At 71.7% G+C, this 17,915-nt stretch carries 21 protein-coding genes; 8 read left to right on the top strand and 13 right to left on the bottom strand.

Features of this window, described 5'->3' with window-relative positions; all coding sequences use genetic code 11:
* Positions 1-11 precede the first annotated feature (11 nt).
* Both ABNG04_RS06655 and ABNG04_RS06660 read right to left on the bottom strand, forming a co-directional pair.
* A complete protein-coding gene (locus ABNG04_RS06655; protein ID WP_371161132.1) occupies positions 12-2,318 on the bottom strand; it encodes a hypothetical protein in 2,307 nt (768 codons plus the stop codon).
* Between the two features lie 69 nt (positions 2,319-2,387).
* Positions 2,388-3,329 carry a glycerophosphodiester phosphodiesterase gene (locus ABNG04_RS06660; RefSeq protein WP_371161134.1) on the bottom strand — a complete coding sequence of 314 codons (942 nt, stop codon included), beginning with the start codon at positions 3,327-3,329 and terminating at the stop codon, positions 2,388-2,390.
* Positions 3,330-3,445: 116 nt separating this feature from the next.
* Here ABNG04_RS06660 and ABNG04_RS06665 point away from each other — a divergent pair, with 116 nt between their 5' ends.
* Entirely contained in the window at positions 3,446-3,835 is a 390-nt protein-coding gene (locus tag ABNG04_RS06665) for an SHOCT domain-containing protein (RefSeq protein WP_371161136.1), read from the top strand.
* A gap of 29 nt (positions 3,836-3,864) precedes the next feature.
* Here ABNG04_RS06665 and hisE read toward each other — a convergent pair whose 3' ends face one another.
* The 3 genes from hisE to ABNG04_RS06680 form a co-directional block, all read right to left on the bottom strand.
* Positions 3,865-4,191, bottom strand: coding sequence for a phosphoribosyl-ATP diphosphatase (gene hisE, locus ABNG04_RS06670; RefSeq protein ID WP_371161138.1), 327 nt, complete (start codon positions 4,189-4,191; stop codon positions 3,865-3,867).
* Complete coding sequence (gene pdxT / locus ABNG04_RS06675) at positions 4,188-4,781, bottom strand: pyridoxal 5'-phosphate synthase glutaminase subunit PdxT (protein WP_371161140.1); 594 nt, start codon at positions 4,779-4,781, stop codon at positions 4,188-4,190. Before pdxT ends, hisE begins: the two co-directional genes overlap by 4 nt.
* Positions 4,782-4,865: 84 nt before the next feature.
* Complete coding sequence (locus ABNG04_RS06680) at positions 4,866-5,027, bottom strand: preprotein translocase subunit Sec61beta (protein WP_049910744.1); 162 nt, start codon at positions 5,025-5,027, stop codon at positions 4,866-4,868.
* A 192-nt stretch (positions 5,028-5,219) separates the two neighbouring features.
* Between ABNG04_RS06680 and ABNG04_RS06685 the strand changes: the two genes are divergently transcribed.
* Together ABNG04_RS06685 and ABNG04_RS06690 are read left to right on the top strand one after the other, a co-directional pair.
* Positions 5,220-5,489, top strand: coding sequence for a thioredoxin family protein (locus ABNG04_RS06685; RefSeq protein ID WP_371161143.1), 270 nt, complete (start codon positions 5,220-5,222; stop codon positions 5,487-5,489).
* Positions 5,490-5,629: 140 nt separating this feature from the next.
* Positions 5,630-5,779, top strand: coding sequence for a 50S ribosomal protein L40e (locus ABNG04_RS06690; protein WP_006111655.1), 150 nt, complete (start codon positions 5,630-5,632; stop codon positions 5,777-5,779).
* 133 nt (positions 5,780-5,912) lie between these two features.
* Here ABNG04_RS06690 and ABNG04_RS06695 read toward each other — a convergent pair whose 3' ends face one another.
* A complete protein-coding gene (locus ABNG04_RS06695; protein WP_371161145.1) occupies positions 5,913-6,554 on the bottom strand; it encodes an MBL fold metallo-hydrolase in 642 nt (213 codons plus the stop codon).
* Between the two features lie 113 nt (positions 6,555-6,667).
* Here ABNG04_RS06695 and ABNG04_RS06700 point away from each other — a divergent pair, with 113 nt between their 5' ends.
* From ABNG04_RS06700 to ABNG04_RS06710, 3 genes are all read left to right on the top strand, one after another.
* On the top strand, positions 6,668-6,850 hold the full coding sequence (locus tag ABNG04_RS06700; protein WP_371161147.1) for a DUF5786 family protein: 183 nt from the start codon (positions 6,668-6,670) through the stop codon (positions 6,848-6,850).
* Positions 6,851-7,417, top strand: a complete 567-nt coding sequence (locus ABNG04_RS06705) for an endonuclease dU (protein WP_371161149.1) — start codon at positions 6,851-6,853, stop codon at positions 7,415-7,417.
* A gap of 65 nt (positions 7,418-7,482) precedes the next feature.
* Complete coding sequence (locus ABNG04_RS06710) at positions 7,483-8,115, top strand: uracil-DNA glycosylase (RefSeq protein ID WP_371161151.1); 633 nt, start codon at positions 7,483-7,485, stop codon at positions 8,113-8,115.
* 6 nt (positions 8,116-8,121) lie between these two features.
* Here the strand turns inward: ABNG04_RS06710 and ABNG04_RS06715 are convergent, their stop codons facing one another.
* The 3 genes from ABNG04_RS06715 to phnD form a co-directional block, all read right to left on the bottom strand.
* The gene (locus ABNG04_RS06715) at positions 8,122-9,132 is read right to left on the bottom strand and encodes a PhnE/PtxC family ABC transporter permease (protein ID WP_371161152.1); all 1,011 of its coding nucleotides are present in this window, start codon (positions 9,130-9,132) and stop codon (positions 8,122-8,124) included.
* Positions 9,129-9,935: a phosphonate ABC transporter ATP-binding protein gene (phnC, locus tag ABNG04_RS06720; RefSeq protein ID WP_371161154.1), complete on the bottom strand. Its 807-nt coding sequence runs from the start codon at positions 9,933-9,935 to the stop codon at positions 9,129-9,131. The genes ABNG04_RS06715 and phnC overlap by 4 nt, the downstream gene beginning before the upstream one ends.
* Positions 9,936-10,004: 69 nt before the next feature.
* Positions 10,005-11,060 (bottom strand): phosphate/phosphite/phosphonate ABC transporter substrate-binding protein, encoded by a 1,056-nt coding sequence (gene phnD / locus ABNG04_RS06725; protein ID WP_371161156.1) that lies wholly within the window; start codon positions 11,058-11,060, stop codon positions 10,005-10,007.
* A gap of 130 nt (positions 11,061-11,190) precedes the next feature.
* Between phnD and hisH the strand changes: the two genes are divergently transcribed.
* Positions 11,191-11,844 carry an imidazole glycerol phosphate synthase subunit HisH gene (hisH, locus tag ABNG04_RS06730; RefSeq protein WP_371161158.1) on the top strand — a complete coding sequence of 218 codons (654 nt, stop codon included), beginning with the start codon at positions 11,191-11,193 and terminating at the stop codon, positions 11,842-11,844.
* A 20-nt stretch (positions 11,845-11,864) separates the two neighbouring features.
* On the opposite strand, the gene ABNG04_RS06735 is transcribed toward hisH, so the two are convergent.
* The 4 genes from ABNG04_RS06735 to ABNG04_RS06750 form a co-directional block, all read right to left on the bottom strand.
* Positions 11,865-12,878, bottom strand: coding sequence for an aldo/keto reductase (locus tag ABNG04_RS06735; protein WP_371161160.1), 1,014 nt, complete (start codon positions 12,876-12,878; stop codon positions 11,865-11,867).
* Positions 12,879-13,055: 177 nt separating this feature from the next.
* On the bottom strand, positions 13,056-13,199 hold the full coding sequence (locus ABNG04_RS06740; RefSeq protein ID WP_371161162.1) for a DUF7560 family zinc ribbon protein: 144 nt from the start codon (positions 13,197-13,199) through the stop codon (positions 13,056-13,058).
* A 91-nt stretch (positions 13,200-13,290) separates the two neighbouring features.
* Positions 13,291-14,046, bottom strand: a complete 756-nt coding sequence (locus ABNG04_RS06745) for an ABC transporter permease (protein ID WP_371161164.1) — start codon at positions 14,044-14,046, stop codon at positions 13,291-13,293.
* The gene (locus ABNG04_RS06750) at positions 14,043-15,080 is read right to left on the bottom strand and encodes an ABC transporter ATP-binding protein (RefSeq protein ID WP_371161166.1); all 1,038 of its coding nucleotides are present in this window, start codon (positions 15,078-15,080) and stop codon (positions 14,043-14,045) included. The genes ABNG04_RS06745 and ABNG04_RS06750 overlap by 4 nt, the downstream gene beginning before the upstream one ends.
* A gap of 147 nt (positions 15,081-15,227) precedes the next feature.
* Between ABNG04_RS06750 and folP the strand changes: the two genes are divergently transcribed.
* A complete protein-coding gene (folP, locus tag ABNG04_RS06755; protein ID WP_371161168.1) occupies positions 15,228-17,858 on the top strand; it encodes a dihydropteroate synthase in 2,631 nt (876 codons plus the stop codon).
* The last annotated feature ends 57 nt before the right edge of the window (positions 17,859-17,915 follow it).

Below are 17,915 nucleotides of genomic sequence, written 5' to 3' on the forward strand. Positions count from 1 at the left end.
ACTCCGGCCGTCTACAGCTTCCCGGCGTTCCGGGCCTGTTCGACCCGCTTCGTCGCCTGCTCGACCCGCTTTCCGGTCGCGTTCGCGAGCCCGGGCGGGAGCCCTTCTCGCGCGGCCGCGAGCCGCTCTTCGATCCGAGCGATCCAGTCGAGCACGTTCGCCAACTGGCGCTCCGTCCCCTCGGCGTCCCCCTCGCGGGCGCGTTCCTCGGCCCGCTCCGCGGCGTCGACCGCGGCGGCCAGCGCCTGTTCGAGCCCCTCGACCGCGTTCGACGGGCCGCCGTCGGAGCTTCCGTCGCTGCCGCCGCCTCCGCTTCCGCCACCGCCGTCGTCCCCGTCGCCGTCGTCACCACCATCGCCGTCGGCCGCCGCGGCCGCGACCGCCGCGCGCGTCTCCTCAGTCACGTCGGCGACGTAGCCGGCGAGCGGGGCCGCCCCGGTCTCCGGGCGCTCGATCCGGATCGGGTCGCCGCCGCCGGCGTCCGAATCCGAGTCGTCGCCCCCGTCGTCGCCGTCCCCCGCTCCCGGCGGATCGGGGTTGACGCGGTACGCGCCGACCTCGTCGTCGGCGTCGCGGACCTCCGTCGTGTACGCGCCGCCGGCGTGGACGTAGGCCGCGTCGCTGCCGTCGATCGCGGAGTCGTAGATCCGCCCGGCGAAGTCGTCCTCGATCGCGGTCCGGGTCAGGTCGACGTCGCTGTCCTCGTCGGAGAGCTCGACCTTCCGCGCGTTCTCGCGCGCGACGAGCGGGATCTCGCCCTCGACGCCGGCGGTCGTCACCGATTCCTCCGCGGAGACGGCCAGGCGCTCGCTGTGGGGCGCCTGACCGGCGGCGTTGACCGTGAACCGGTGGTCTCCCTCCGGGATGTCGTTCGCAACCGCGACACCGCCAGCGAACGTCGGCACCGCCTCGGGGTCGCTCTCGATCAGCGCGACCGACTCGACGATCGACTCGGTCGTCGTCAGCCCCTCGCCGTCGGGGGCCTCGTCGGTCTCGGTCGCCGTCGTGACCCGGGTGACGACGGCGTCGAGCCCGCCGGCCGCGTCGTCGGCGAACGACGGGTCATCGGCGATCGCGTCGTACCGTTCCGCCATCTCCGACCGGTGGTTCCCGGCGGTGATGTCGAGCGCGGGGTTCTCGTAGCGCGGCTGTTCCCACGGGACGCCGGTGGTCGTGATGTGGCTCGCGACGGCGTCCTCGACGGCCTGGGGCACCGCGAACTCGAAGCTGAGCTGCGGGCCGGTGAACGCCGCGATATTCTCCAGCTCGGTGCTCTCCACCAGCTCGTACTCGACGACCGACTCGGCGACCTCGTCGGCGAGCGCGGCGTCGTCGCCGTCGGCCGGACGCTCGGCGTGCCGGAAGGCGACCCCCGTCTCGCGGAGCGGGAGGTCGGTCGGCGGCGACCGGAGGGCGTCGAGCGACCGGACCGTCAGCGCGCCGTCGACTAGCGACTCCTCGGTGACCGACGGGAGGTCCGAGTGCTCGTAGATCGCCGCTCCCTCGTACTCGGGGACCACGAAGGGGAGGCGCGCCCCCTCGTCGCGGGGGAGCCCGTAGGCGATCGGGACCCCCAGCAGGTCCTCGACGGTGTCTATCGTCGTGTTCGTGATGTCCGCGAGCAGCCCCTCGTCCCCGACGCGCTGGAAGCTGTCGGCCGCCTCGTTGACGGAGAGCGTGCTTGAGTGCGAGCCGAGCTCCGGGAGGATCCGCGGGACGACCTTGGGGTCCGGGTCGAGGAACTCGTTGTTCGGGACGCTCCGGGAGTGCGAGCTGGCGACGTACAGCTGCGGGTCGCCCGAATCGAGGTCGACGAAGACGTGGAGCACCTCCCAGTCGTGCCAGTGGAAGTTCGCGGTGAACTGGTCGAACGCGGAGTAGAGCCAGAACTGGACGACCGCCAGCGGGGAGTCCTCGTACCGCATCCCGTTGTAGAACACCGTCGGGTCCGGCGGCTCGCCCGCCGCTTCGTACCGCTCGTGGTAGCCGTTGAACGCGTCGAACCCGTCGACGACCGTCTCGCCGTCCGCCTCGCTCGTGTACGGCCGCGGGTCGGTCGGGTACCACGGCTCGGCGGCGTCGAAGTACAGCGTCGGCGCGAACCGCGCCGCGAGCTCGTCGAGCCGGTCGGGGTCGAGGCCGGTCGTCGCCGCGTCGCTCGGCTCCGAGCCGGAGCAGCCGGCTACCGCGGCGCTCCCGGCCCCCGCGAGCGCGCCGAGTACCGTCCGGCGGTCGACGCGGTTCGCGGGCGACCCGTCGAACGCGTCGCCCGGCTCGACACCGCTCGCGCCGTCGCCGGTGTCGGCGTCACGATCCATGCGCTTGGGCGACGAGAGCCGGACGAATAACACTTCTGCCGCCCGCGAGCCGCTCGTTCACCTCGGCTGTCACGTCTCTCGGTCGGTCAGGGAGACGTCCGACACGACGGCGTCGACGTCGGCGGCCGCGACCGCGTCGTACTCCCGCGCCGAGGCGACCGTCCACGGGAGCACCCGTAGTCCGGCGTCTGCGGCCCGCGAGACGAGGTCGGTCCGGAGGCACAGCTCGTAGCGCGGCGACACCGCCGCACAGCCCAGATCGGTCGCCGTCTCGACCATCCCCGTCACGTCCTGCGGCGGGTACGCCCACTCCGGGGGTCCCGCCCCGCCCCGCCTCCCCGGAATCAGCGGTCGGAGGGGCCGCGCCGGGACGGACTCGCGGACGCCGTAGACGGTCGACACCGTCGGGTCGGCCGCGGTTGCCGCCTCGATCACCGCGGGGTCGTCGGCGGTGACGGCGAACCCGTGCTCGCGCGCCGCGCCGGCCGCGACCGCGTCGGCCGCGACGCCCCGCTCTTTCAAATCGAGGAGAACCCGCGCGTCCGCCGGCACGGCGTCGAGCGCCCGAGCGAGCGTCGGCACGGGTTCGCCCGAGTCCTCAACCGAGAGATCCGCGAGCCGTGCCGCCGAGGTCCGATCGAGGCGCCCGGTCGCGTCCGTCACTCGCCCCAGCGTCGCGTCGTGGAATGCGACGAGCTCGCCCGTCCCGCAGCGGCGCACGTCGAGTTCGATCCGGTCGGCGACGGCGGTCGCCGCCTCGATCGCCGCGACCGTGTTCTCCGGGTGTTCGCTCGCGAAGCCGCGGTGTGCGATGAGCGGAGGGCTCTCACCGTCGCCCGCGGGGTCGATCTCTCCTGCGTCGCCCCCGCTTCCGCGCCCGCCACACCCGGCGAGGGCGGTCGCCCCGGTCGCCGCGACCGCCCCGACCCCGAGCGACCCGCCGCGCCGGAGCACCGCTCTGCGGGTCGCTTTCGTCTGCGCGTCTGATCCGGGCGCGTCGGTGTCGCTCACGGCGGGCTCCGGGCGTGACGTTCGGAGCCACAGATAAAAGTCCGCGGGCGCGGGCCGAGCCGCGCGGCGCCGCCCGCGGGAGAAGGTATTTGCGGGCGGCCGCCCGACTCCGGCGTATGGACGGGAAGAAGGCCCTCTACTACGCGGCGATCGCGATCGCGGTGTTAATCGGGGTCGGGATCGTCATCAGCGTGATCTCCGCCCTTGTCACCCTCGTATCCACGGTCATCTCCGCGGCCATCTCGCTCGCGGTGCTGGCTGGGATCGTCTACGTCGCTTACAAGGCGGGCTCGTGGCTCCTGGGGAGCGACGACTCGCCCTCGATGGACTCGATCGGGTCGGGCTCGTCGACCTCGGTCGACGCCGGGACCAGCCGGCAGGACCGCCTCCGACAGCAGTACGTCGAGGGACAGATCAGCGAGGCCGAGTTCGAGCGGCGCATCGGGGAGGAGTTGGAGACGGAGGAGATCGACGATATCGACCGCGAGCTCGAACGGGAGCGGTAGCCCCCGACCGGCGCGGGTTTCGCGGCGGGTCAGAACCGCTCGCGAAGCTCCGCGCGCAGGTCGTCGATGTCGAGGTCCTTCATCGCGAACAGCACGAGCAAGTGGTAGACGAGGTCGGCGCTCTCCGCGGTGAGCTCCTCGCGATCGTCGTCTTTCGCCGCGAGGATCGCCTCCGTCGTCTCCTCGCCGATCTTCTCTAAGACGGCGTTTTCGCCCTTCTCGTGGGTAAAAAGCGACGCCGTGTACGACCCCTCGGGAAGCTCCTCTTGCCGCGACTCGATGGTGGCGAACAGCTCGTCGAGGACGGCCTCGGGCGGTTCGTCTCGGGTCGCCTCCCCCTCCGTCGGATCGCTCACGCGAGCACCTCCCGCTCGGGGAAGAAGGCCAGGTCGTGGATCCGCGGGTCGTCGGTGAGCTCCGGGTGGAACGCGGTGGCGACGACGGGCCCGTCGCGTACCGCCACCGGGCGACCGTCGACCGTCGCGAGCGTCTCCACGTCCACGCCCACGTCGTCGATCGCCGGCGCGCGGATGAACACGGCGTGGAAGGGGTCGTCAAGGCCGGTGACCGGGATCTTCGCCTCGAAGGAGTCCTTCTGTCGCCCGAACGCGTTGCGGTCGACGGAGACGTCGACTAGCCCCAGCGATTCGACCCGGTCGTCCTTCGCGTCGGTCGAGCAGACGATGAGCCCGGCGCAGGTGGCGAGGATCGGCTTCCCGGCCGCGACGTGGTCGCGGATCTCCGCCGCGATCCCCTCCTGCTGGATGAGCCGCGAGATGGTCGTCGACTCCCCGCCCGGCATCAGGAGAACGTCGCAGTCGGGGACGATCCCGGACTCTCGGATCTCGACGACCTCCGCGGACTCGTCGTGGGCGGCCGCGGCGTTGCGGACGGCGGCGGCGTGTTCGGCCACGTCGCCCTGAACGGCGATGACGCCTGCTTTCATACGGATCGATGGGGCGGGCGCGTGGAAAAAGGGCGCGCTACGCGAACGGAAAAGTCATCGGCAGAACGGGAGCGACGGCGGGCGTTACGCGACCGTCAGCGAGAGGATCTGGACGAACACGCCGAAGAGGACGCAGAACGCGAGGACCGTCTTGGGGTCGATCGCGATGGCGTTCCGGTCCTCGTTCTCGAAGTAGCGGACCAGTCCCGCACTGGACATCAGTCCGCCGGAGTTGGAACCACTCATGCCAGTTACTGGATGGCGACACGTTCTAAACGTTTCGTTCGCCGCTCGGACCGCGGCCGGCGTCGACGCCGCGAGATAGTCCGGTCGGGCCGCCGTCGCCCCCGTGCCGTCGTCTGGATCGGGGCGCCTGGAACGCGCCCACGCACGAGTGGGAAACCCTTATGCGCGGGCCGGCGGTAGTTGACGCCGACTATGACCGTTCGACTGCTGGACTTCCACGCCGAGTGGTGTGGCCCGTGTAAGACCCAAGACCCCATCCTAGAGGAGATTCAGGAGGAACTCGGCGACGCGTTCGAGCTCCAGAAAGTCGACGTCGACGAGGAGCAGGACGTCGCCAACCAGTACCAGGTCCGCTCGCTCCCGACGCTCATCGTCGAGAACGACGACGGCGTCGTCGACCGATTCGTCGGCGTCACGCAGCGCGAGGACATTGAGGCCGCCCTCTCGGAAGCGGGCGCCTGACCTCAGTCTCGCTCGTACCGCTCTTTCCTCGCGGCCGTCGGTTTCGCGTCACTTCTCCGCCGGTGAGTCGTCACCCGGACGCGCGACCGCCAGCCGCGGCGTCTCGCAACCTTTTACAGCACCGCACGCCCAGAAAAGGTATGGCTAAATTCGACGCCGCCGAACGCCGCATGCTCGACCGACAGATCTGTATGCGCTGTAACGCCCGCAACGCCTCCGAGGCCGAGCGCTGCCGCAAGTGCGGCTACACGAAGCTCCGCCCGAAGGCGACCGAGCGCCGCGCGGCCTGATCGGCGCACTCCGGGCCGCGTTCGGCCCTTCTCGCGACCGTTCTCTTCCCCCGGCCAGCGGTGCTCTTCTCTCTCCCGGCTCTCCTCCCTTCCTTCCCTCCGCATCGTCCCGTACCTCGCGCCCGACCCGCCCTCAGTCGTCGGGGTACTTTGGCTCGCGCCGCTCGGCGCGCTCGGCCGCGCGCTCGATCACCTCGCGGACGGTGTCCGGGCCGTCGGCGGCACGGTAGACGTCACCGTGGCCGGGGAACATCGTCCCCGCGCTGTCCGGGAGCCGGTCGAGGATCTCGTGGAGGCTCTCGATCAGGCGCTCACGCGACTGGCCGGCCATGTCGGTCCGGCCGAACGAGCCGTTGTCGAACGCGCCGTCGTTGTAGACGACCACGTCGCCGGAGTAGAGCCGCTCGTCGCCGACGAGCGCGACGTGGTCGTCGGCGTGCCCCGGCGTGTAGACGACCTCGCAGTCCTCGTCGCCGACGCGGACCGCGTCGCCGTCTCCGAGCGCGGCGTCGCGGTGCGGGTGGTCGGCGTACGCGAGCACCTCCGGGTCGAAGCGCTCGACCACCGCGTCGAGTTCCCCCACGTGGTCGCGGTGCTGGTGCGTGATCACGACCCGGTCGAGGTCGTCGACCCTGGCGTCGGCGAGTGCGTCGGCGACCACGCCGTCGACTCCCGGCATCGTCCCGGCGTCGACGAGCGTCGTCTCGTCCCCGACGACGAGGTACGCGTTACAGGTGAACTCCTCCGCGTCCGCGGTGACGGTGATCGGATCCATGCGGATACTCCAGCCCGGAGCGACAAAAGCGTACAGTCGCACCCCAGCGACAGCCCTCGGGCCCGCTGCCGGCCGTGGATTTATCACTCACCCCCTGTTAGTATCACACACATATGGGCTTCGGCAGCTACGATGAGTCCGAACAGGAGAGTCAGGACCTGGACGCGGACTTCGACGACGACGACGGCGTCCAGGCTGCCCAAGAGACCCACGAGGGGTCAGTCGACTACGAGCCCGGGGCCTCGAACGACGAGCTCCTCGACCGGCTCCAGGAGATCAAGTCCGAGGACGCGTGAGTGAACCCGCCGAGCCGCGCGCTCGGCATCGCCTTCTCTGACGCCCGCGACGCGAGCCACGCGGCCGGCGCCGTCGTCCGCGCCGACGGGACCCCCGACGGCTTCGCGTTCGCGCGGTGTACCGTCGGCGGCACGGACGCGACCGACGCGGCCGTCGACTGCTGGCGCGCGCTCGACCGCGAGGACGTCCACCACGTAATCTGTGCCGGGGTCGCCCCGGCGTGGTTCAACCTCCTCGACCTCGACCGCCTCTCCGAGGCGCTCGACCGTCCCGTCTACGCCGTGAGCTACGAGGCGAGTCCCGGGCTTGAACCGGCGCTCCGCGACGCGTTCGACGGCGAAGCGCTCGCCGACCGGCTCGCGACGTACCGGTCGCTCCCGCCCCGCGTCCCGGTCGACGGCCCGGACTCGAACCGGCCCCGCTTCGTCCGCGCGGTCGGCATCGAACCGAAGCGCGCCGCCGCGGCCGTCGAAGGGCTCACCCGAGACGGCTTCCGTCGCTGCGAGCCGCTCCGGATCGCGTCGCTCGCCGCGAGCGCACACCGCGAGGCGGCGACGGGCGAGTGAATTGCCTCGGCGGACGGACCGGTTCGACCGACGCTACTTAGACGACCGCGCCCCGAGCGGTACATATGAGCGAACACGGCGGCGACGGGGCCGCGCTCGACGAGGACCTCCGGCTCCCAGCCTGCGAGCGCTGCCCGGCGCTGGTGGAGTCGCGGAGCCGGATCGTCGACGGCGTCGGCCCGACGGACGCGGACCTGTTGTTCGTCGGCGAAGGGCCGGGCGCGACCGAGGACGAGGAGGGCGAGCCGTTCGTGGGCCGCTCGGGCGACGTGCTCGACGAGGCGCTGCGCGACGCGGGGCTCGCCCGCGCCGACGTGCGGATCACGAACTGCGTGCGCTGCCGACCGCCCGACAACCGCGACCCGACGACCGAGGAGCTGGCGAACTGTCGCGGCCACCTCGAGAGCGAGGTCGACCGGCTCGACCCGGACCTGATCGTGACCCTCGGGAAGGTGCCCAGCGAGCACCTCCTCGACCGCTCGGTGGCGATCACGTCGGAGTCGGGCGACGTGGTCGACGCGCGGCTCGCCGGCGCGTCGCGGCGCGTGCTGCTCTCCGTTCACCCCGCAGCGACGCTGTACGACCGGAGTCAGCGCGACGGGTTCTTCGAGACGATCGGCCGGGCCGCCGAGCTCAGCGGCGTCGGCGAGCGGGGAGAAGACGGCGGAGACGGGCAGTCCCGCCTCGGCGAGTTCTGAGCCGGGTCAGTCGCGGCGGTCGCCGACGCCGAGCCACTTCTTGGCGTCGAACAGGTCGCGGATCGCCTCGACGAGCCCCTTGCCCTCGTGTTCGCCCGGCCGGAGCCGGGCGCGGATGCGCGAGGAGATGAGCTCGATGCCGAGGACGACGATGAACACCATCACCAGCCCCGCGGCGGTCTGCTGGAACTCGAAGAGGTCCTGGCTGTTCCGGATCATCAGTCCGAGTCCGCCGGCGCCGACGACGCCGAGCGAGATGGCGATCCGGGTGTTGATCTCGAGGATGTACAGCGTCCACGCGATGAAGGAGCGCGACACCTGACTGAGCATCCCGAAGCTCACGGTCTGGGTGCTCGACGCGCCGGTCGACCGGATCGCTTCGATCGGTCCCTCCTCGATCTCTTCGAGGTCGTCGGTGAACAGGCGGCCGAGGTTCCCGATGCTGTCGGTCGCGATCGCGAGCACCGCCGTCACCTGTCCCGGCGGGCCGACGGGGATGTACAGGAAGATCCAGACGATCGCGGGGATGGCGCGGATCCCGCTGAGGGTACCGCGGAAGATGAAGTTGAACGGGAAGGGGGTGACGCGCTCGCTGCCGAGCACGCCGAGGATCAGCGCGAACGGGAAGGCGAACACGGTACCCATGAAGCCCAGGAGTAGCGTCACGAGGCTCGCCTTCACGAGCGACTGCCGCGAGGACTGGAAGCTCTCGACGATGTGGGCGCCGCCGTCGCCGAAGCTCGCCGGGATCGCCTGGAGCCCGGTGATACCCGCGTCTTTGGTGTATATGGTGAAGTTCTGGAAGTCCGGCGGGAAGAAGCCGGTTCTGATGAACTCGTACATTGCGGGGAGGCGCCCGGCGACGACGTTGGGCTGGAAGCCGATGTACCCGAGCCCCCAGTAGGTGACGCCGAGGACGGCGGTGAGGAGCGCGGCCCACAACAGGTACTTCAGGCGGCGGAGGCGCTGGAGCGTGCGGAACTGGTCGGCGACCGCGGGGTCGGACGAGGAGCTCACGCTTCCTGCCCCCCGTCGGCGGCCGCGTCGGCCTCGCCCAGTTCCTCGCTGGTCGTCCCGGTCGGGACGGTGTTCCCGTCCTGGGCGCTCCCGTAGTAGATGCGGTCCATCTCGTCCATGGTGAGGTCGTCGGCGTCGCCGTCGAAGATCACCTCGCCGTCGCGGATCCCGAGGAACCGGTCGCCGAACTCGCGGGCGATGTTCACCTGGTGGAGGCTGGTGATCGTGGTGAGGTCCTGCTCGGTCGCGGCCTTCTTCAGGTACCGCATCACGTCGCGGGCGGCCTTCGGGTCAAGGCTGGCGACCGGCTCGTCGGCGAGGACGATCTCGGGGTTCTGGACCAGCGCCCGGGCGATCCCGACGCGCTGCTTCTGTCCCCCGCTCATCGACTCGGCGCGCTGGCCGGCCTCGTCCAAGAGGCCGACGGTCTGGAGGGCTTCGAGCGCCGTCGTCTTGTCCAGTTCGGCGTGCATGCCGAGCGCGCTCCGGATCAGGCCGTTGCGGGAGAGCGCCCCGGACAGCGCGTTGCCGAACGCCGTCTTGCTCTCGATGAGGTAGTGTTCTTGGAACACCATGCCGACGCTGCTCCGGTTGCCCTGTATCTCCTCGCCGCCGATGCGGACCGACCCCTCTGTGGGCTGTGTGAGTCCGTTGAGCACGCGGAGCATCGTCGACTTCCCGGCACCGGAGGGACCGAGGAGGATGACGAACTCCCCCTCCGAGATGGAGAACGACACGTCGTCGAGCGCGACGGTGTCCTCGCCGTATCGTTTGGTGACGTTTTCGAATTCGATCGTTGGCATGGGGTGTGACGTTGTTGAAAAGCGGGGGGATCGGGTGAAAAACGATCCGAAATCGCGGGTGAAGCCCTACTAGTTGAAGATGTCTGTGCCGACGCCGAGCTCGTCGGCGACGTCGATGACGGACTGGTAGTCCTCCTGGCTCGCCTCGCGGACCTTGCTGAACCAGAGGTCGTCGTCGGTGCCGGACTCGCCGTCCGCGCCGTAGAAGATGCTGTCGGGCGCCTCGAGGAAGGCCTCCTGAACCGCGCTCTTGGCCTCGTCGCTCAGCTCGGGCGAGACGACTATCGGCGCGCGCGGGAGTCCCTCGTCCTCGTGGAGCGTGGTCGCGACCTCCTGCCAGGCCTCGGGGGTCGGGCCGGTCTTCGTGTCGCGGACGAACCCGCCCATCGCGGCGGCGTCGACCTGCCCCTGTTCGAGCAGCGTGTACGACCCGACGTGACCGCCGGCGAAGCGGGCCTCGAACTCTGCCTGCGAGCCGTCGCCCTCGGGGAGCTCCCCGACGTTGAGGTCGCCCTGGCTCGACATGCTGTACAGCGGGTACAGCGCCCCGCTGGTCGAGAGGCGGTCGGAGAACGCGACCGTCTTCCCGGAGAGGTCGGACAGCTCCGTGATGTCGCTGTCGTTCGGCGTCGCGATGATGCTCTTGTAGGTCCAGCCGCCGTAGCCGAACCGCTGGAGGATGATCTCCGCGTTGCCCGTCTTCACGCCGAGCGCGGCCGCGAACGGTCCGGTCTCGGCGAAGTCGGTCGTCCCCTGTCCGAGCGACTGGATGACCGCGCTGTAGTTGCTCCCGACGTTCCCCTCGACCGAGAGCCCGTCGGGGACGTCGTAGTTCTCTTGTAGGTAGCTCCCGACGTGGTCGAGCATCGGGGAGTACTGTACCTCGAGGTCCTCCTGCGGGACCGACGGCGAGATGCCGGCGTCGACCGCCCCGTCGCCGCCGAAGGACATCTGCGAGTCGCCGGAGCCGTCGGACCCGTCGTCGCCGTCCACCCCGTCGGAGCCGTCGGAGCCGTCAGAACCGTCGCCGGAGCCGTCGGACCCGTCGCCGCCGCCACTACAGCCTGCGAGTCCAACGATACTTGCCGCGCCCGCGATTTTGAGGAATTTGCGTCGTTGCGCCATGAGGTGTCCAATTGGTGGGTTTTACTGGCGTTTCAAAAGTGTTGCTGTTATCAGATATACAGAAATCTATACCGCTATGTAACGGGTGCCGGATGGAAACTGTCTTCCACGTCGGTCGTGAACCGGAACCATGGACGAATCACCACCGGACGGCGAGGTGTCCGTCGCGCTCGTCGACTACGGGCTCGGGAACCTCCGGTCCGCCACCCGCGGGTTGGAGCGCGCGGGCGCGTCCGTGGAGACCACCGACGACCCCGAGGCGTTCGCCGCCGCCGACGGCGTCGTCCTCCCGGGCGTCGGCGCGTTCCGCGAGGGGATGGAGAACGCCGGGCCGCTCCGCGAGGCGCTGACCGACCACGCCGCGGCCGGCCGCCCGCTCTTCGGCATCTGCCTCGGGATGCAGATGCTCCTCACGACGAGCGAGGAGGCGGACCACGAGGGCGAGGGCGAGGTGACGGGCCTCGACCTGGTCCCCGGCACCAACGTCCGCTTCGAGGTGGACCAGAAGGTGCCGCACATGGGGTGGAACGAGCTCGACGTCGCGCGGGACCACCCGCTCGTCGAGGGCGTCGACGGGGAGTACGCCTACTTCGTCCACTCCTACTACGCCGAGCCGGACGACGCGGACGCGGTCGTCGCCACCGCGGACTACGGGGTCGACTTCCCGGCGGTCGTCGCCAACGAGGCCGGCAACGTGTTCGGCACGCAGTTCCACCCCGAGAAGAGCGGCGAGACGGGGCTGAAGATCCTGCGGAACTTCGTCGAGTACTGCGCGGAGCGGTAGGCCGCGCCGCGGAGCTGATTTTACAGTTGGTCGTACGGCCCGGGCTTGGCGGCCGTCAGCCGGTCGACCTGCTCGTCCGACAGGTCGATCGTCGCGGCCGCGAGGTTCTCGCGCAGTTGGTCGACGGTCCGCGCGCCGACGATGGGCGCGGTGACGCCGTCGCGGTGCGCGAGCCACGCGAGCGCGGTCTGCGCGGGCGACGCGCCGACCTCGTCGGCGACCGCGTCGAGCTCGTCGTGGACGTCGAAGTTCTCCTCGGTGAGGTACGCCTCCTGGAAGCGGCTCGACTCGGCCGCCTTCGAGTCGTCGGGCAGGTCGGCGTCGCGGTCGTACTTCCCGGTCAGGAACCCCTGGCCGAGCGGGCTCCACGGGGAGACGGCGACGTCCCGCTGGCGCGCGAACTCGAGGTAGTCCCCCTCGATCTCGCGGTCGACGAGGTTGTAGCGCGGCTGGAGCACTTTGAACGGCTCCCACCCCTCGCTGCGCGCGATCGCATTGGCGCGGGCGACCTTCCAGGCGTTCGGGCGCATCGTGGAGGCGCCGAGGTAGTGGACCTTCCCGGACTCGACGAGCCCGTTGAGCGTCTTCATCAGCTCGCGGGCGGGCGTCTCGTCGTCCCAGCGGTGGATGTAGAGGACGTCGATGTAGTCGGCGTCGAGCCGGTCGAGGAGGGCGTCGACGCGGTGGCGGACGTTCTTGCGGTTCGTGCCGCGGCTGTTCGGGTCGCCGTCGCGGATCTGCCAGTACACCTTCGAGGCGATCGTGTAGCGCTCCCGGTCGCGCTCGGCGAGCCAGTCGCCGATCCAGCGCTCGCAGTCGCCGCCGCCGTACACGTCGGCGGTGTCGATGTAGCGACCGCCGGCGGTCTCGTAGGCGTCGAGCAGCTCGTGGGCGCGCTCCTCGTCGATCTCCACGTTCCCCGCCTCGGTCACGCGGCCGAACCGCCACGTGCCGAACTGGAGTTCGCTCGTCCGCAGGCCGGTTCGGCCGAGCGGCACGGTTCCCAGGTCGATCTCGTCGAGCTCGGGCGTCATCGTCGCACGGTAGTCGCGGTCGACGCAAAAACCTACACCAACCGGATGCGGTGTGTAAACGCGTCTCGATCGTCCCGAGTTCGGCGGCGGTGGCGGGGGTCACTCGGGAGTCGCGACGGTCACCGGGCGGTCGAAGGGGTCACTCGGGAGTCGTGGTGCTCGCGGGCGTCGAGACGGTCACTCGCACGCCACGGCGAAGTGCTCCTCGGTCGCGGTCGCGGTACACACCGGGCAGCCGGCGTCGAGGATCGTCTCGCGCATCGCGTCGTTGACCTCGATGGTCTGCTCGCAGTCCGGACAGGTGAAGTGAACGGTCGTCAACGCTTTGCCTCTCGTCTCCTCTGAACGCGGGCTGCGAAGATAAATGAACGGTTCCGACACGGCGCAGCGACGACGTCTCGTCGCGGCGCTCTCACTCCGTCCGCGGGACCGCGTACGCGCCGACCGCGAGGAAGGTGGCCGCGAGCGCGGTCAACACCAGCAGGTCGCCGGTCCACGCGCCGCCCTCGAAGGTGATCGCCCGGGTCCCCCGGGCGAAGTACGTCAGCGGCGAGGCGGCGACCGCGGGCCGGAACCACTCCGGCAGCAGCGACGGGGTGACGAACGTCTCGGAGAGGAAGAGGAGGGGGAGCGCCACCGTGTTGCTCGCGGCGATCACGCCGTCCTGCGAGTCGGCGACCGCGCCGAGGACGGCCCCGAGCCCGCAGAACAGCGCGACCGCGACCGCGACGAACACCGGCAGGACGGCCAGCGCGGGCGAGACGATCAGCGTCGCGTCGGTCACCGCCAGCACGAGCCCGAGGATGAGCAGGCTCGCCGCGCCGATGATCCCGACGTTGACGAGCGTGTGCGCGAGCAGCCACTCGGCGCGCGACAGGGGCGTCGTCGCCAGCTTCTCGAACCGCCCGCCGTCGCGGTGGCGCGCGATCTCGGAGCCGACGCGCGACAGCGGCGTGAACAGGACGACGACCGCGAGGTAGCCGGGGATGTAGTAGCCCGCGGGCTCGGCGAAGAGGCCGCCGCCGGTAGGCTGCGTCCGCACCAGCGCGCCGAAGATGACGACGAGGATGACCGGGAAGAAGAAGGTGAAGAACACCGCCGTCCGACGGCGCGTGAACGAGCGCGCCGCAGCGACCGCCTCCGTCCGGATCCGCCCGAGGCGGCTCATCGGTCGCCCCCGTCGGCGACGGCCTCGGCCGCCGCCCGCTCGCCGCCCCGCCGGGCGTACTCCTCGCCGGTGAGTCGCAGGTACACGTCCTCCAGCGACGGCTCGGACCACGAGAGCGAGTCGAACGCGACGCCGGCGGCGTCGAGCGCGTCGACCGCGTCGCCGATCGCCTCCGGGCGGACGCCGCGGACCCGGAGCCCGCCGTCGGTCGCCTCGACGGTCGGGCCGTCGCCGAGGCGCTCGCGGACGCCGGTCGCGACGCGCTCGACGGTCTCCTCGGTCGTCGCCGCCGCGGTGTCGGCGTCGAGGCGGGGCGCGCCGCCGTGCTGGGCGACGAGGCGGTCGGGGGCGCCGCTCGCAACGACCCGCCCGTCGCGGAGCAGCGCGACCCGGTCCGCGAGCCGCTCGACCTCGTCCATCGCGTGGCTCGTGAGGAAGACGGTCGTCCCGCCCGCCGCGAGCCGCTCGATCAGCCGGTGGATCGCCCGGCGGCCGGCCGGGTCGATCCCCGTCGTCGGCTCGTCGAGGAAGAGGAGGTCAGGATCGTTGACGACGGCGGTCGCGACGCAGGTCCGGCGCTGTTGCCCGCCGGAGAGCGTCTCGTACCATGCGTCGGCGTCGTCGGCCATCCCCACGTCGTCGAGGACGGCCTCGGTGTCGCGGGCCTCGTCGTAGAGCCCGCCGTAGTAATCGACCAGCTCCCGGGCCGTGAGCCGCGCGGGCGGGTCGAACGACTGCGGGAGCAGCCCGATCCGGGACGGCTCGACGGCCGTCGGCGGCGCGCCGAAGACGCGCAGGTCGCCCGCCGCCTCGGTGGTCCCCGTGAGCGCGCGCACCAGCGTCGTCTTGCCCGCGCCGTTCGGCCCGATGAGCCCGAACACCTCGCCGGCCGCGACGTCGAGGTCGACGCCGTCGAGCGCGACGACGTCGCCGTACTCCTTCCGGACCCCCTCCCCCGCGACCACGGGGTCGGCCGCGGACCCGGCGGGGGCCGTCCCCCCGGGTGCCGCGTCGGCGGTCGCTGTCTCGTCCATGTCACCGACTGCGGCCGCCGCGCGCGTAAGGGTTACTTTTCCGTCGACGCGGGGCGCGTCGGCTCCGCCGGCGCGGCCGCGGTCGCCGCGACCGTTCCCCCGGTCCGGTCCGTTACGCCTAAGCGACGCGCCGCCGACTCACAGGACATGTACTACCACGAGGCGGCGGCGTTCCTCTTCGACCTCCGCCGCTTCTCGGTCAAGCCCGGCACGGAGCGGGTGGAGGCGCTGCTCGCGCACCTCGGGGACCCGCAGGCGGACGTTCCGTTCGTCCAGATCGCCGGCTCGAACGGGAAGGGCAGCGCGGCGCGGCTGACCGAGTCGGTCCTCCGGGAGGCGGGGCTCTCGGTGGGGCTGTACACCTCGCCGCACCTCTCCGCGCTCGCCGAGCGCGTCCGCGTCGACGGCCGGCAGATGACCGAGTCGGCGATCGCCGACTTCGTCGCCGAGGTACGCCCGTGGCTGATCGACCGGGCCGCCGACGGCGAGCCGCTCACGTTCTTCGAGGTCGTCACGGCGATGGCGGTCCAGGAGTTCGCCCGGCGCGACGTCGACGTGGCCGTCTTGGAGGTCGGCTTGGGCGGCGAGTACGACGCGACCAGCGCGGTCGACCCGGTCGCGACCGCCGTGACGAACGTCTCGCTCGAACACACCGCGGTCCTCGGCGACACGATCGCCGAGATCGCCCGCACGAAGGCCCGGATCGCCCGCCCGGACGCGCCGCTCGTCACCGCCTGCGAGGGCGAGGCGTTCGACGTGGTCCGCGAGGTCGCCGGCGAGGCGGGCGCGCCGGTAACGCGGGTGACCGGCGACGACGGGGCGAACGACGAAGCCGACGAGAAGAGCGACGGCCAGGGGAGCGAGGGCGAACTCGACGAGGGCGACGAACGCGACGCCGACCCCGCCGACCCGCCGGCGTTCGCGGCGACCTACGAGGGGCGGGTCAGCGCCACCGACGCCGAGGTCGCGCTCGCCGGCGAGCGCGAGGGGACCTACCGGATCCCGCTCGTCGGCCGCCATCAGGCGGCGAACGCGGCGCTCGCGGTCGGCGTCGCGGATCGGACCGCGGCGGCGCTGGGAGTGGACCTCCCCGACCGCGCCGTGCGCGACGGCTTCGCCCGGGCGACGTGGCCCGGGCGGTTCGAGGTGATCGACACCGCGCCGCTCACCGTGCTGGACGGCGCGCACAACCCCGCCGCCGCCCGCACGCTCGCTTCGACGCTCGCCGAGTACGACTACGACGACCTCCACCTCGTGTACGCGGCGATGCACGACAAGGACCACGCCGAGACCGCGGCGGCGCTGCCGGACGCGGCGACGGCGGTCACCTGCCGCCCCGCCATCGACCGCGCCGAGGACCCAGCCGTCCTCGCGGCCGCGCTCCGGACGGCCGGGATCGACCGGGTCACCGCCGGCGACGACGTGGCGGACGCGCTCGCGGTGGCGGTCGAACGCGCCGACGGGGACGACTGCGTGCTGCTCGTCGGCTCGCTGTTCGCGGTCGCGGAGGCCCGGGCGGCACAGATGCGGACGGTCCGGGAGCGGACGGTCCGCGGACCCGCCGGCGCGGCCCACGCGCTGAACACGGCCGGCGTCCCGCCTGAGGGAGTCGCGGCGCACCGCGACGGTGTCGACCACCGGACGCTCACGCTCAGACTGCGCGGCGACCGAGCCGAGCGCGTCGCGGCCGCGGCCCGTGCCGTCGGCGGCGACGCAGCGCTCGGTGGACTCGGCGCCGGCGAGGATCGCGGCGCCGGGGGCGAGCACGTCCCCGTCACCGTCGCGGGGACGGTCGCCGAGTTCCGCGCGCTCGTCGACCGGCTCGCCGCGAGCGATGGCGGCGGACTCGGAGGCGTGGCGGCCGACCTCGCCGCGGCCGCCGGGGTCGAAGCGCCGGACGGTGGTCCGGAATCCGCGGACGACGCGCCCGCCCCTGAGTTCCCGTGGAGCGACCGGACCGCCGTGATGGGCGTGCTCAACGTCACGCCGGACTCCTTCCACGACGGCGGGCGGCACGCCGACCTCGCCGACGCGGTGGCGGGCGTCGAACGGATGGTCGACGCGGGGGTCGACATCGTCGATGTCGGCGGCGAGTCGACCCGACCGGGCGCGGACCCGGTCCCGGTCGAGGAGGAGATCGAGCGGGTCGTCCCGACGATCGAGGCGATCCAGTCCGTGCCGGCGGTCGGCTCCGGCGACGTGCTGGTCTCGGTCGACACCCGGAAGTCCGCGGTCGCCGAGGCGGCCCTCGACGCCGGCGCGGACATCATCAACGACGTGACGGGGTTGGAGGACCCCGAGATGCGGTCGGTCGTCGCGGACGCCGACTGCCCGGTGATCGTGATGCACAGCCTCGACGCGCCGGTCGACCCGGACGCCGACCCCGAGTACGACGACGTGGTCGGCGAGGTCGTCGACGCGCTGCGCGAGCGCCTCGCGATGGCCAACACGGCGGGCATCGACCGCGACCGCGTCATCGTCGACCCCGGGCTCGGCTTCGGCAAGTCGCCGGCTGAGGACTTCGAACTGCTCGCGCGCTGTGGCGAGTTCGCGGCGCTCGGCTGTCCGGTCCTCGTCGGTCACTCCCACAAGTCGCTGTATGGCGCGGTCGGGCGCGAGGCCGACGACCGCGAGCACGCGACGGTCGCGGGGTCCGCGCTCGCCGCCGACCGCGGCGCCGACATCGTCCGGGTCCACGACGTCGCCGAGAACCGCGCGGCGGTCGACGTCGCCGCGGCGGTGAACGGCGCGCTCCGCGACGAGGGGGACGCGGAGTGACCCGGGATCGGTGCCCGCCCGGGCCGGCCGCGACCCCGCGCCGCGCCGACGGCAGCG

This window comes from Halorubrum miltondacostae, assembly GCF_041379815.1.
In the GTDB taxonomy this organism is placed as follows: Archaea; Halobacteriota; Halobacteria; order Halobacteriales; family Haloferacaceae; genus Halorubrum; species Halorubrum miltondacostae.